General features: G+C 74.4%; 9 protein-coding genes. 7 read left to right on the plus strand and 2 right to left on the minus strand.

Features of this window, described 5'->3' with window-relative positions; translation table 11 throughout:
- Positions 1-62: 62 nt before the first annotated feature.
- Both ACWGL3_RS08320 and bioD read left to right on the plus strand, forming a co-directional pair.
- Positions 63-1418: an adenosylmethionine--8-amino-7-oxononanoate transaminase gene (locus ACWGL3_RS08320; RefSeq protein ID WP_452461087.1), complete on the plus strand. Its 1356-nt coding sequence runs from the start codon at positions 63-65 to the stop codon at positions 1416-1418.
- A 156-nt stretch (positions 1419-1574) separates the two neighbouring features.
- The gene (gene bioD / locus ACWGL3_RS08325; protein WP_267946071.1) at positions 1575-2276 is read left to right on the plus strand and encodes a dethiobiotin synthase; all 702 of its coding nucleotides are present in this window, start codon (positions 1575-1577) and stop codon (positions 2274-2276) included.
- A 53-nt stretch (positions 2277-2329) separates the two neighbouring features.
- Here the strand turns inward: bioD and ACWGL3_RS08330 are convergent, their stop codons facing one another.
- Positions 2330-2848: a DUF3291 domain-containing protein gene (locus ACWGL3_RS08330; RefSeq protein WP_267946070.1), complete on the minus strand. Its 519-nt coding sequence runs from the start codon at positions 2846-2848 to the stop codon at positions 2330-2332.
- An 80-nt stretch (positions 2849-2928) separates the two neighbouring features.
- Between ACWGL3_RS08330 and ACWGL3_RS08335 the strand changes: the two genes are divergently transcribed.
- The gene (locus ACWGL3_RS08335; protein ID WP_267946069.1) at positions 2929-4404 is read left to right on the plus strand and encodes an aminotransferase-like domain-containing protein; all 1476 of its coding nucleotides are present in this window, start codon (positions 2929-2931) and stop codon (positions 4402-4404) included.
- 170 nt (positions 4405-4574) lie between these two features.
- Here ACWGL3_RS08335 and ACWGL3_RS08340 read toward each other — a convergent pair whose 3' ends face one another.
- Positions 4575-5189: a superoxide dismutase gene (locus ACWGL3_RS08340; protein ID WP_267946068.1), complete on the minus strand. Its 615-nt coding sequence runs from the start codon at positions 5187-5189 to the stop codon at positions 4575-4577.
- Positions 5190-5667: 478 nt separating this feature from the next.
- On the opposite strand from ACWGL3_RS08340, the gene ACWGL3_RS08345 reads away from it, so the two are divergent.
- From ACWGL3_RS08345 to ACWGL3_RS08360, 4 genes are all read left to right on the plus strand, one after another.
- Positions 5668-7725, plus strand: a complete 2058-nt coding sequence (locus tag ACWGL3_RS08345; protein ID WP_452461088.1) for an acyltransferase family protein — start codon at positions 5668-5670, stop codon at positions 7723-7725.
- Between the two features lie 290 nt (positions 7726-8015).
- A complete protein-coding gene (locus tag ACWGL3_RS08350; RefSeq protein ID WP_267946066.1) occupies positions 8016-9056 on the plus strand; it encodes a class I SAM-dependent methyltransferase in 1041 nt (346 codons plus the stop codon).
- A 47-nt stretch (positions 9057-9103) separates the two neighbouring features.
- Positions 9104-11116, plus strand: a complete 2013-nt coding sequence (locus ACWGL3_RS08355; protein ID WP_452461089.1) for a glycosyl transferase family 2 — start codon at positions 9104-9106, stop codon at positions 11114-11116.
- Positions 11113-12777, plus strand: a complete 1665-nt coding sequence (locus ACWGL3_RS08360) for a glycosyltransferase (protein WP_452461090.1) — start codon at positions 11113-11115, stop codon at positions 12775-12777. Before ACWGL3_RS08355 ends, ACWGL3_RS08360 begins: the two co-directional genes overlap by 4 nt.
- The last annotated feature ends 150 nt before the right edge of the window (positions 12778-12927 follow it).

Here is a 12927-nt window from a genome sequence, read left to right on the forward strand (position 1 = left end):
CGCGGATTCCTGGCGGGACGGCCCGGGGGCCCACGCCCGGCCCGGGTGAACAATGGGGCACCATGACGCGCACAGACACAGGAGCGGTCCGCCCGCGGGCCTGGTCCGGCCCCCGCCGGGTCAGGGACACCGACATGGCGCGCCTGTGGCACCCCTACTCCACGGTGCCCCCGGCCGAGCCGCCGTACGTGGTCACCGAGGCGGAGGGGACCCGGCTGACCCTGTGGGCGGACGGGAGGTCCCACCGGGTGGTCGACGGGATGGCGTCCTGGTGGTCGGCGATCCACGGGTACCGCCACCCCGTGCTCGACGCGGCGGTGCGGCGGCAGGTGGACGCGTTCAGCCACGTCATGTTCGGGGGGCTCACGCACGGCCCGGCCGCCGAGCTCGCCGAGGCGCTCGTGGGGATCGCGCCGGAGCCCCTGGAGCACGTCTTCCTCGCCGACTCCGGGTCGGTGTCGGTGGAGGTCGCCATGAAGATGTGCCTCCAGTACCACCGCTCCTCGGGGAGCCCGGAGAGGCGGCGGTTCCTCACCTGGAGGGGCGGGTACCACGGGGACACGTTCCACGCGATGAGCGTCTGCGACCCGGACGGGGGCATGCACGCCCTGTGGGGCGGCCTCCTGCCCGCCCAGGTGTACGCGCCTGCGCCGCCCGGCGGGTTCGACGCCCCTCCCGACCCCGGCTACGTGGAGGCGTTCGAGCGGGTGGCCGCCGAGCACGCCCGTGAGCTGGCCGCGATCATCGTGGAACCCGTGGTGCAGGGCGCCGGGGGGATGCGTTTCCACCACCCGGGATATCTGCGGGAGCTGCGCAGGATCGCGGACGGGCACGGACTGCTGCTGGTGTTCGACGAGATCGCCACGGGCTTCGGCCGCACGGGCGAGCTGTTCGCCGCGGACCACGCGGGGGTGGCCCCCGACGTGATGTGCCTGGGCAAGGCGCTGACGGGCGGGTACATGTCCCTCGCCGCCACCCTGTGCACGGGGTGCGTGGCCCGGGGTATCGCCGAGGGGGAGGAGCCGGTCCTCGCCCACGGCCCCACCTTCATGGGCAACCCGCTGGCCTGCGCGACGGCCGCGGCCTCGGTGGACCTGCTCGCCGGGGGCGGCTGGAGGGGCGACGTGGCACGGATCGGGGCCGGTCTGCGCGCGGGCCTCGCCCCGCTCGAGGGGGCGCCCGGGGTGCGGGAGGTGCGGGTGCTCGGCGCGATCGGGGTGGTGGAGCTGGAGGCCCCGGTGCGGGTGCGCGAGGCCACGCGCGCCGCGGTGGAGGCGGGGGTGTGGCTCCGGCCCTTCCGCGAGCTCGTGTACGCCATGCCCCCCTACACCTGTACCGCCGGGGACGTGGCCGTGGTCGCCGCGGGGATGGTCGCCGCCGCGGAGGCCTCCGCGGCCGCCGCCGACGGCGGGGCGTGAGCGGGGGCCGGGCCCGGGGCGCCCCTCACCGGTGCGCGGGGCAGGGGCCGTGCTTGGGCTCCCCCTCTCGGGGAAGAGTGCGGGTTCAGGATGATCGGTGACGGGAGGACTGGTGAGGAGCCGCATGGGCCGTGACGGGGAGAGAGTGTGGTGCCGGTGACCGTCCTGATGGTGACAGGAACCGGAACCGAGGTCGGCAAGACCGTGGTCACGGCCGCCGTGGCCGCTCTGGCGCGGGCCGCCGGGCGCCGGGTGGCGGTGCTCAAGCCCGCCCAGACCGGGGTGGGACCGGCCGAGCGGGGTGACGTTGACGTGGTCGCCGGGCTCGTGCCCGGAGTGACCGCCGTCGAGCTGGCCCGCTACCCCGACCCCCTGGCGCCCGCCACGGCCGCCGCGCGCTGCGGGGCGCCCGCGGTCCGGGCCGAACACGTGGCGGACGCGGTGTGGGAGCTGCTCGGAGACCACGAACTGGTGCTGGTGGAGGGGGCGGGCGGGCTCCTGGTCCGGTTGAACGCCGAGGGCCAGACCCTCGCCGACGCGGCCGTGCTGCTGTCCGCGCCCGTGCTCGTGGTCGCCCGGCCGGACCTGGGAACGCTGAACGAGACCGCGCTGACCGGCGAGGCGCTGCGCACACGGGGGCTGCATCCGGCGGGCGTCGTGGTGGGGTCCTGGCCGGAGCGGCCGGACCTGGCGATGCGCTGCAACCTCACCGATCTGCCCGGGATGGGGGCGGGGCCGCTGGAGGGGGCGGTGCCGGAGAGCACCGGCGGCCTGGACCCGGCCGGGTTCGCCGAGGTGGCGAGCCGCTCCCTGGCGCCCGGGCTGGGCGGGACCTGGACGGTGGAGGGGTTGCGCTGACCGCACGGGGCCGTCCCGCCGCCGGCCCCCGGTGGTCCGTACGACGCGGGCACTCAGGCCGGGGCGGGGACCGGGGAGGCGAGCGTGAACGCGTGCGGACGCGGACCGTGCTCGCGCAGGTGCTCCGCGCGGGCCGCGGCCTCCTCCGGGGTCACCGCGGCGCCGTCCGCCGCCCACCACAGCACGCGTCCGACCCGGGGGAAGGCGCCGGTCAGCGCCCGGAAGTCCAGGAGGTCGCCGTGGGACGCCTCCACGAACTCCCGCAGGTCCGTCGGTGAGCGCCACAGCGCGATGACGTGTATGCGGTCCCCTCCGTCGGAGAAGTGGACCTCTTCGGGGGCTCCGTCTCCCCCGGCGGCCCGCTTCCGCAGCGCGGCGGCGAGCGGGGCGAGGTACCGGCGGTCGCCCAGGACCGTGCGCGACTCGGCCAGGAGCGGCCGTCTCTCCCGGGCGCCCTGCGCCGTCCGGGTTCGGTGCGGTGTGCGCGGGTGGTCGGCGACGGTGCGGGGGTGCTGGGCGAGGAGGTTCACGACGACTCCGATCGAGAAGTGGACCTCGATGAAGCGGTCCACCTTGGCTCTGGTGGTGCTCTGTTCTCCAATGCCATTATGGAAGCCCCGGGGGCTTCCCCACAGATCCAATGGAGCGGTAAATGGACTCTTCGCGGAAGCCCGCCGACCTCGCCGACGTCCTCGGCACCTGGTCCCGGGGGGAGGGCCCCCTCTACCGGCGCCTCGCGGACTCCCTGCGCGATCTCGTGGCCCAGGGCACCCTGGCGCCGAACGAGCGCCTTCCCTCGGAGCGGGTCCTCGCCGCCGCGCTCAGGGTCAGCCGCACGACGGTGGTCTCCGCCTACGACTCCCTGCGCTCGGAGGGGCTGCTCGAGAGCAGGCAGGGCAGCGGCACACGGATCAGCGGCAGGGTCGCGCCCGTGCGCCCGGACGGCTGGAGCCGCACCGGCAGCGTCAACGCCATGTACCGCAACCTCTTCCAGAGCGACGAGGGGCTCATCTCGGCCGCCTGCCTCCACACCCCCGCCCTGGGCGGGGTGGAGGCGGCCATCCGCCGGGTCGTCGCCGAGGACCTGCCGTCGCTCATGGCCGAGAGCACGTACCACCCGCGCGGGCTGCCCGCGCTGCGCCGGGCCATCGCCGACCACTACTGCCGACTGGACCTGCCGACGACCCCGGACCAGATCGTGGTCACCACCGGCGCCCACCAGGCCGTCAACCTGGTCTCGCAGCTCTACCTCCGCGAGGGGTCGCCCGTGGTGGTGGAGGACCCCGGCTTCGCGGGCTGTCTGGACCTGATGGCGGACCGGGGCGCCGAGTTCCTGCCGGTGCCCCTGGACGACCAGGGCATCGACGGGGTGGGCGTGCGCCGGGCCGTGGCCGAGCACGCGCCCCACCTGATCTACGTCATGCCCTCGTACCACAACCCCACGGGCACGATGATGTCAGCGGCGCGCCGCCGGGAGCTGGGCGAACTGTCCGCCCGCCACGGGGTGCCGATCCTGGAGGACGCCGCCTACACCGGACTGCGCTCCCCCGACGAACCCGCCCCCCTGGCCGCGTACGCCCCGCGGGGGGCCGAGATCATCAGCGTCGACTCCCTGTCCAAGGTCTCCTGGGCGGGGCTCCGGGTGGGGTGGCTGCGGGCCCCGGCCGAGATGGCGCTGCGGCTCAGCCGCCGCAAGGTCCTCGCCGACCTCGCCGGCCCCCTCCTGGACCAGGCGGTGGCCGTGCGCCTGCTGGAGGACTACGCCGGCCTCGCCCACCAGCGCTCGGAGATGATGCGCGGGGCCCTCGACCACATGGAGGGGCTGCTCCGCGAGGCCCTGCCCGACTGGGAGTGGAGGCGCCCGGACGGGGGCGCCGCCCTGTGGGTGCGCCTGCCCGGCGCGGACTCCCGCGCCTACGCCCAGGTCGCGCTCTGCCACGACGTGGAGCTGGTGCCGGGCCCCACCATGTCGGCGTCCCCCGACGGCCGGCACGCGGAGTACTTCCGGCTGCCCGTGGCCTTCGACGCCAGTACCCGGGAGGAGCTGGTCTGGCGGCTCTCCCGGGCCTGGCGGGAGTTCCGTCGGCACGGCCCGGTGGCGAAGGACCCCGTGCGGCTCGTGGTCTGACCGCGGCGCGGCCCGGACGCACGCGGGGGCGGCACCACCGGTGTGGCGCCGCCCCCCGCACTGCCCGGGCCGCGCCGCGGAGGGCGGTCCGGGGCGTCTTCCGCGGATGCCCCCGGCGGGACCCGGCGCTCGCGCCGGTCGCCGGCCCGGAACGGTCCGCGGAGGACGGTCTAGCCCAGCCGGACCTTGCGGGCGGCGTCGAAGCGCTCCTGGACGTCGGCCCAGTTGACCACGTTCCAGAACGCCTTGACGTACTCCGCCTTCACGTTCTTGTACTGGAGGTAGAAGGCGTGCTCCCACATGTCCAGCATCAGCAGCGGCTGGGTGGTGACCGGGCTGTTCGCCTGCTGGTCGTACAGCTGCTCGACGATCAGCCGCTGGCCCAGGGTGTCCCAGGCCAGGATCGCCCAGCCCGAGCCCTGGAGGCCGGAGGCCGCGGCGCCGAAGTGCGCGCGGAAGGCGTCGAACGAGCCGAACTGGTCGGCGATGGCCGCGCCCAGCTCGCCCTCGGGCTTGTCGCCGCCGTCGGCGGACAGGTTCTTCCAGAAGATGCTGTGGTTGACGTGGCCGCCCAGGTGGAACGCCAGGTTCTTCTCGTGCAGGTTCACGGTGGCGTAGTCACCGGACTCGCGAACCTCCGCCAGCTTCTCCAGAGCGGTGTTGGCACCGGTGACGTAGGCAGCGTGGTGCTTGTCGTGGTGCAGCTCCATGATCTGGCCGGAGATCCACGGCTCCAGGGCCGCGTAGTCGTAGGGCAGTTCGGGAAGCGTGTATGGCGCAGACATCTCTGACGCACCTTTCCAGGAACGGGGCTCGTCGTGTTCAGCAGCGATGGGATCGCCTAGGCAGCAAGCTATCAGCCGGACGGCAGGACACCGGGTGTCAGGCTCTTTACACCCCGGCCGGGGAATAAACCGCGCTCCGCGCCCCCGGCGCGACGCCGCCGAGCCGCGGCCCGCCGGCGCTGCCCGCGGCGGACCCTCCACCGCCCTTCCCCACGAGACTCGTCCGCAATCATCGCCTTCATGGTGAAAACGCCCGCCCGGTCCGACACGGCCGACGGAGAGGGGTTTCTCCTGGAGTTCCGGGCCTACGTCCGGGAGCCGCCACGAGTGTCGGCGGACCGTTGGCCGTGCGTTCTCCGGCCATTCACCGGAGGGGTGTCGAAATCGGCGATGATTCAGCGCCGAATTCGAGGGACCGAACCCGCTCCGCGCCTCGTTCGGTGAAAACCTTCCTATTCTTCGAGGCCGTTCACCACTCATGTCCGTCTCAGCGGCTGGGGCCCCCGCGCCCGCCACCACGAACCCACTCTCCCGAGAGCCGTCGGGCACGCGAAAGGGCGGCGGATTCCGCCCCGAGATCGAGGGACTGCGCGCCGTCGCGGTACTCCTCGTGGCCTTCTACCACGTCTGGTTCGGCCGGGTCTCCGGCGGTGTGGACGTGTTCCTGCTCCTCACGGGCTTCCTCATCACGGGGTCGCTGGTCAGGGCGCTGGAACGCGACGGCCGCATCGGGCTCGCCGCCTTCTGGGCCAAACTGGCCCGCAGACTCACCCCGGCGGCGGCCGTCGTGCTCGCCGCGACCCTCGCCGCCACCTGGCTGTGGCTGCCGAGCTCGCGGTGGACCGACGTGATCGCGCAGGTCAGAGCCGCCGCGCTCTACCACGAGAACTGGGCCCTGGCCCGGGCCGCGGTGGACTACCTCGCCCGGGAGGCCGCGGCCAGCCCGGTCCAGCACTTCTGGTCGCTGTCGATCCAGGGCCAGTTCTACCTGCTCTGGCCGCTCCTGCTGGGACTGACCGCCCTGGTCGCGGCCCGGCTCCGCGTACGGTCGGACCTGGCCTTCCCCGCGGTCGTGGGCCTGGTGTTCGCCGTGTCCCTGGCCTACTCGGTGCGGATCACCGGGACCGACCAGGCCTGGGCGTACTTCGACACCGGCGCCCGCCTGTGGGAGCCCGCACTGGGCGGGCTGCTCGCCCTCGTCGTCCACCGGATCGACCTGCCCGTGCGCCTGCGGGTCGTCCTGGGGTGGGCGGGCCTGCTCGCGCTCGTCTCCTGCGGGGTCCTCCTCCAGGTCTCCACGCTCTTCCCCGGCTACGTCGCCCTGTGGCCGACCGGCGCCGCGGTCATGGTGGTCCTGGCCGGTTCCGGGACCCGGTTCGGCGCCGACCGGCTGCTCACCTGGAAGCCGCTCATGGCCCTGGGCGCGCTCTCCTACCCCTTCTACCTCTGGCACTGGCCGGTCCTGGTCTGCTACCTGGCCGTGACGGACCGCTCCCTGGCGTCCCCCCTCGGCGGGGTGTTCGTGCTCGCGCTGTCCCTGCTCCTGGCCCTGGTCACCTCCAAGGCCGTCGAGGGCGGGGTCGAACGCCTGACCAGGGCGCCCGGGCGGCGCTCCCCGGCCTGGTCGCTGGGGGTGGCCGGGGTCCTGCTCGTCCCCGTGCTGGCCGCGACGGCACTGTGGTCGGGTCGGATCGAGGAGGAGCAGCAGGCCCGCGCGGAGGAGGTGCGCACACCCGCCTACTACCCCGGGGCCCGGCTGGCGGTCGACCCGTCCCTGCTGCTCCAGGAGATGCCGGTGCGCCCCGACCCCGCGGACGCGAGCCAGGACCTGTCCCCCCACCACGCCCGGGGCTGCCACGTGCCGCTCACGCAGAGCGAGGTCACGGTGTGCGACGCCGGACCGGCCGACGCCGAGCACACCCTGGCCCTGGTGGGCGCGTCCCGGGTCGCGCACTGGTACCCGTCGGTCCTGGAGGCGGCCGAGGACAACGGGTGGCGGCTGCTGTCCTTCACCAAGAGCGGCTGCCAGTTCGGCACGGGCCCCCACACCCGGGGCGGGGAGCCCTTTCCCGAGTGCGAGGCGTGGAACGCCGAGGCCATGGAGATCCTGGAACGGGAGCGGCCCGACGCCGTGTTCACCTCCTCCACCCGGGCCAGCCCGGCCGGGGAGCGGGTCCACGAGGGTTTTGTGGAGCGCTGGCAGCAGCTGGACGCGCTGGGCATCGACGTCATCGGCATGCGCGACCTGCCGCGGCGCGACACCGCGGGGGCCGAGTGCGTGGAGAGCCGTCCCCTGGAGGAGTGCGTGTCCCCGGCCGGCTACAGCCAGGCCGCCGCCGACCCGGCCGCGGCCGCGGACCTGCCCGGCAACGTCACGACCGTGGACCTCACCGAGTACGTGTGCCCGGAAGGGCGGTGCGAAGCCGTCATCGGGAACGTCCTGGTGTTCTGGGACCACTCCCACATGACCGCCACCTACTCCGCGACCCTCGCCCCGGTGATGGACGAGGCCCTGCGCGGCGCCACCGGATGGTGACCGCCCTTCCGGCGAGAAGGGTACAGATACGCAGAAATGAGTAAATGGTGATGGAAGGGTGAACAGAAGGAGAATTGAGCGTCCTGCGGGTTTCGATTCGACTCACGCGCATCTCGCCGTCGACGTGAAGGGCTAGTCTCGAAAACGCTTGATCCGTTTGTCGCTCCTCCTCCCGGAACAGCGTTCGGAACCGGCCGTTCCGTGTGGAGAAAGCCGATCGTCCCCCTCTGTGTCCCCCTCGGTTCACCCTTGCGGTGCCGGGCCGCCAACTCCCGTGGAGGTACCCGCCCATGCGGTCGCTTCGCAGACGTCTCCGTCCGATCCTGGCCGTCGGCGCGGTCGGCGGTGCCGCCGTCCTCGCCGTCCCCGTGGTCCTGGGGTTCCTCGGCCTGATCCGGTGGGTGGACGCGGCCGTCCTCGTGCTCCTCGGCGCGCTCGGCGGCGCGGTCGCGCTCATGGCCCTGGTCCTCCTCCTGCTGCGCCGCACCGTCAAGGGCCTGTCCGGTTCCGTGTCCACGGCGATGGACACCCACAGCCGCAGGGTCGCGGAGGCGCTGGGCCGCGACCGCCTGGAGGCCGCGCACTCGATGGACGGGGTCAAGGAGCGGCTCACGCACCTGCGGGACCACTCCCTCCCCAAGCTGGCCCGCGAGGTCACCCACGCGGTCACCGTGCAGGGGCGCAACGACTACGAGCAGCAGGTCGCCTGGACCGAGCTGCGCGAACACCTCGACACCCCGACGTTCATGCCGCCCCTGCGCGGCTGGGCGGCCTCGCCCGACGTCATGCGACTGCTCGTCCGCGACATCGACCGGCGCCGTCCCGGACTCGTGGTCGAGTGCGGCAGCGGATCGTCCAGCGTGTGGATCGGGTACGCGCTGCGGCGCGCGGGCGCGGGCCGCCTCGTGGCCATCGAGCACGACGCCCGCTACGCGGAGCTCAGCCGCGCCCTCGTGGCCTCGCACGGCCTGGAGGACGTGGTGGAGATCCGCACCGCCCCGCTCACCGGGTTCGAGCCCGGCGACGGGGAGGCCGGAGAGGGCCCGGACGGCGGCGCCCGCCGGTGGTACGACACCTCCGTCCTCGCCGACCTGGAGGACATCGGCCTGCTGTTCGTCGACGGACCGCCGGAGGCCACGGGCTCCCAGGCCCGCTACCCGGCCGTTCCCGTCCTGCTGCCGCGCTGCGCCGAGGACGCCGTGATCGTCCTGGACGACGCCTCCCGCCCCGACGAGCGGGCGCTGGGCGACCGCTGGCTCGCCGAGAACCCCGGTCTGCGCCGCACCGAGGAGGCGGCGGAGAAGGGCGCCCACGTGTTCACCCGCGCCTGAGCCCCGCCCCGGCACCAGACCCACGTCCCCCGAACCGAGGTCGCCAGATGATCACCACCGCCCTCCGCGAGGCCCTGCGTGCCCGCGGGGACGAAACCGCCGTGCTGTGCCACACGGGCGCCGGCGCCCGGGCCGGACTGGCCGGCCTGCCCACGCGCCCCTCCGACCTCGTCCTCGACCTGGACGCCCACCCCCTGGGCACGCCGTTGGACCTTCCGGGCGGGGAGCGGCCGGAGGCCGGCCTGGTCGCGGTCGTCGCGGCCACCACCACCGACCTGCGCCGCGCGCTGACCACGGCCGTGCACCTGCCCCGGGCCGCCCACGTCCTCGTGGCGCTCGTCGCGGTCCCCGGACACCAGGACCCGCCGCTGCCCGCCTCCCCGGGCATGGGGCAGTGGCGGGACCTGGAGGAGGTCCGGGTGCGCAGGGCCGACCGGCAGGGCTGGCTGTGCGAGCTGTTCTTCCCCAACGGGGTGGACACCGCCGAGGTCCTCGACGCGGTCCTGCACGGGACCCGGGGACGCCGCCGCGGCCCCGCGGTCGCCCCCCTGGCCGCGCTCTCCGGACCGGAGGGGGCCCTGTGGAGGCCGGGTGACACCGGCGCCACCGGGGTCCCCGCGACCGGGCCGGTCCCGCTGCGCCGCGTCACCCCCGTCGCCGACCTCGCCCTGCGGGTGACCGCCCGAGGCGGGCGCGCCGCCTGGGAGGACGCGGCCGTGCCCGCCCTGGACCGCGCCACCACCGGCGCGGACGCCTGGGCGGACCTGGCGGGCGAGGACGGCCACGCCCGCCTGCGCGAGGCGCGCTCGGCGGCCGGTCCGGACCCCGTGTCCGCGATCGCCCCCGTGGACGAGCTGTCCGTCAACCCCGTCGGCTTCACCAAGGCCGAGAAGGGCCCCCTCGGGGACCTCACCGCCCACGGCGACCGCGCGGTCGTCCGCGCCGGGGACAAGGTCCTGGTCGACGTCGCGCCGGACGGCACCGTCACCGACGTCGACCTGGCCCGCCTGCGCCACCTGCGCGGGGTCCGGGTGGCCTGGTCCGGGCACACCGGCCCCTCGGCGGCCGTGCGCGCCGTCGCCTCGCTGGCGGCCGGAGGGGTGCCCCTGCTCAGCGGGCCCGTGCCCGCGTGGGCGGCCGGGCTGGGCCGACCGCTCGGCGACCTCCTGGAGGGAGCCGCCGACGCCGACCTCACCGACCGGCTCCGGCGGGAGGAGCACAGCGTCCGGCTGCGCCGCGCCGCACTGCGCACCCACGGCCTGCGCACCCGCTGGAGGTCGCTGGCGGCCGAGGCGGGCGTGCCCGTCCCGCCCGCCCCCCGGATCTCGGTCATCCTGTGCACCCGCCGGCCCGAGATGGTCGGCTTCGCCCTCGCCCAGATCGCCCGGCAGCGCGGTGTGGACCTGGAGGTGGTCCTGACCCTGCACGGCTTCCCCGCCGACCTGCCGGGGGTGGCCGCCGCCGTCGCCGAGGCCGCCGAGACCGGCCTGCGGATCGTGGTGCACGAGGCCGACGCCGACCAGGTGTTCGGCTCGGTGCTCAACGACTCCGCCGCCCGCGCCTCGGGCGACCTGCTCGCCAAGTGGGACGACGACGACTGGTACGGACCCGACCACCTGGCCGACCTGGCCCTGGCCCGCGCCTACTCCGGCGCGGAGCTGGTCGGGACCGGCCAGGACTTCGTCTACCTCCAGGAGGTGGACGTCACCGTGTGGCGCAGCCGCGAGTCGGAGACGGCGACCAGGTTCATCGCCGGGGGCACCATCCTCACCGACCGGGTGGTGCTGGAGGAGACGGGCGGCTTCCGGCCGCTGCCCCGGGCGATCGACACCCAGCTCCTCCTCGCCGTCACCCGGGGCGGCGGCCGCATCCACCGCACCCACGGGCTGGGCTACGTGCTGCGCCGCACGGGCGGCGGACACACCTGGTCCGAGGACATGGCCTACTTCCTGCACAACTACGCCCGGCAATGGGCCGGATGGCGGCCCAGCTCCCTTCTGGAGGGCGAGCCCGCGGAGTTCGGCCGGTCCATCACCGAGAACACAGGGGGACAGCGTTGACCACCACAGAGACCGGACACGAACCCGCCACCGCGGCCGCGGCCACCCGCGTGCCACCGCGGTGGGAGGCCGACTTCACACGGCAGCCCCGAGTCCTGCGCAACGACCACGGCGTCCTCGTGCCGCCGGTTCTGGGGGGGTGGGAGCCGACGCTGTCGGTGTCGGTGGTGGTTCCGGCGCACGGTCATCCGGAGAAGTTGGCGATGGTGCTGGCGTCGTTGTCGGCGCAGAGTTATCCGTCGCGTCTGATGGAGGTGGTCGTGGTGGACGACGGTTCTCCGGAGCCGTTGGAGCTGCCGCGGGTGCGTCCGGAGAACACGCGGCTGCTGGTGTCGGCTCCGGGCGGGTGGGGGTCGGGGCACGCCTTCAACACCGGTGTGGCCGCCTCGTCCGGCCAGGTGATCCTCAGACTCGACGCCGACATGCTGGTGTACCGGGAGCACGTCGAGTCGCAGATGCGGTGGCACCACCTCCTCGACTACGGGGTCGCGATGGGCCACAAGCTGTTCGTGGACTTCGACCCGGAGGCGCTGAGCCCGGAGTACGTGGCCGAGCAGGTGCGGGCGGGGCGGGCGGCCGACCTGTTCGACCGGGAGACCGCCGACACGCACTGGGTCGAGCGCCTGATCAACAAGCACGACCGGCTGCGCACCGCCGACCGCCTCTCGTACAAGGTGTTCATCGGGGCCACGGGTTCGCTGCACCGCACCCTGTTCGAGGCGGCGGGCGGGATGGACGCCGACCTGATCCTGGGCGGCGACAGCGAGTTCGCCTACCGGGTGTCGCAGCAGGGCGCCGTGTTCGTCCCCGACCTGGACACCAGCAGCTGGCACCTGGGCCGCTCCCAGATGCAGACCCGCCGCGACGCGGGCACCCGCTACCGCATGCCCTTCGTGGCCAACCGGGTCCCGGACTTCCACCTGCGTCGCAAGCGGCCGGACCGGCAGTGGGAGGTGCCCTTCGCGGACGTCCTCCTGGACGTCGGGGCGCACACGCTGGAGGACGTCGACACCACCGTCTCGGCCCTGCTCGACGGCACGACGCCGGACGTGCGGCTGTGGCTGCGCGGTCCGTGGGGCGTGTTGGACGAGGGACGCCGGTCCCCGCTGGACGACGAGCGGCTGGACCTGCGCCTGGTGAGGGAGACCTTCCGGGGCGATCCCCGGGTGCGCTTCACCGAGGGCGACCCGGAGGAGGACCCGCGGGTGCCCTTCCGCCTCCACGTCCCCGTGGGCGCCGCCCCCACGCCCACGATGGTGGCGGACCTGGTGCGGACCGTGAACGACAAGAAGGCCGGCCTGCTCTGCGCGCCCCTGCCGGGCGCCACGCGGGCGGGGGACGGGGTGCTGCGCCTGGAGCGTACGTCCGCGTTCGCCCGCGCCCGCCACCTGGAGCCCGGAGCGACCGGCGGCGACCTCGACCGGGTGGTCGAGGAGGTCCACACCACCCACTGGATGCCGGGGGAGCCGTTCGTCGTACGGGAGGCGGCGGAGGAGGCGGCCGGGGCGTCCGACGCCGAGGCCGACGCGCTGCGCCGCAAGCTCGCGGAGGCCCGCGCCGAGGTCGAGCGCCAGACGGCCCGGGCCAAGCGCGCGGAGCGCAAGCTCCGCTGGTCCAAGCCGGGGACGGTGGAGAGGGTGCTGCGCAGGTTCGCGCGCTGACGCCGGGGCGGCCCGCGGGGCCGGGAGCCAATCGATCACGACACGCGGTCATGTTTGCACCCAGAGTGATCATATTGGTTAGTCTGGGACGCAGTGACCGACACGCGTCCGACGGGCTCCCGCCCCGCGCACCCAACTCACCGAGGTCGC

It is taken from the genome of Nocardiopsis sp. NPDC055824 (assembly GCF_053616335.1).

Excerpts from the sequence above, each read along its gene's own strand:
- ACWGL3_RS08320 (WP_452461087.1), top strand. The coding sequence starts at position 63 with ATGACGCGCACAGACACAGGAGCGGTCCGCCCGCGGGCCTGGTCCGGC.
- ACWGL3_RS08340 (WP_267946068.1), bottom strand. The coding sequence starts at position 5,189 with ATGTCTGCGCCATACACGCTTCCCGAACTGCCCTACGACTACGCGGCC.
- ACWGL3_RS08350 (WP_267946066.1), top strand. The coding sequence starts at position 8,016 with ATGCGGTCGCTTCGCAGACGTCTCCGTCCGATCCTGGCCGTCGGCGCG.
- ACWGL3_RS08345 (WP_452461088.1), top strand. The coding sequence starts at position 5,668 with ATGTCCGTCTCAGCGGCTGGGGCCCCCGCGCCCGCCACCACGAACCCA.
- ACWGL3_RS08335 (WP_267946069.1), top strand. The coding sequence starts at position 2,929 with ATGGACTCTTCGCGGAAGCCCGCCGACCTCGCCGACGTCCTCGGCACC.
- ACWGL3_RS08355 (WP_452461089.1), top strand. The coding sequence starts at position 9,104 with ATGATCACCACCGCCCTCCGCGAGGCCCTGCGTGCCCGCGGGGACGAA.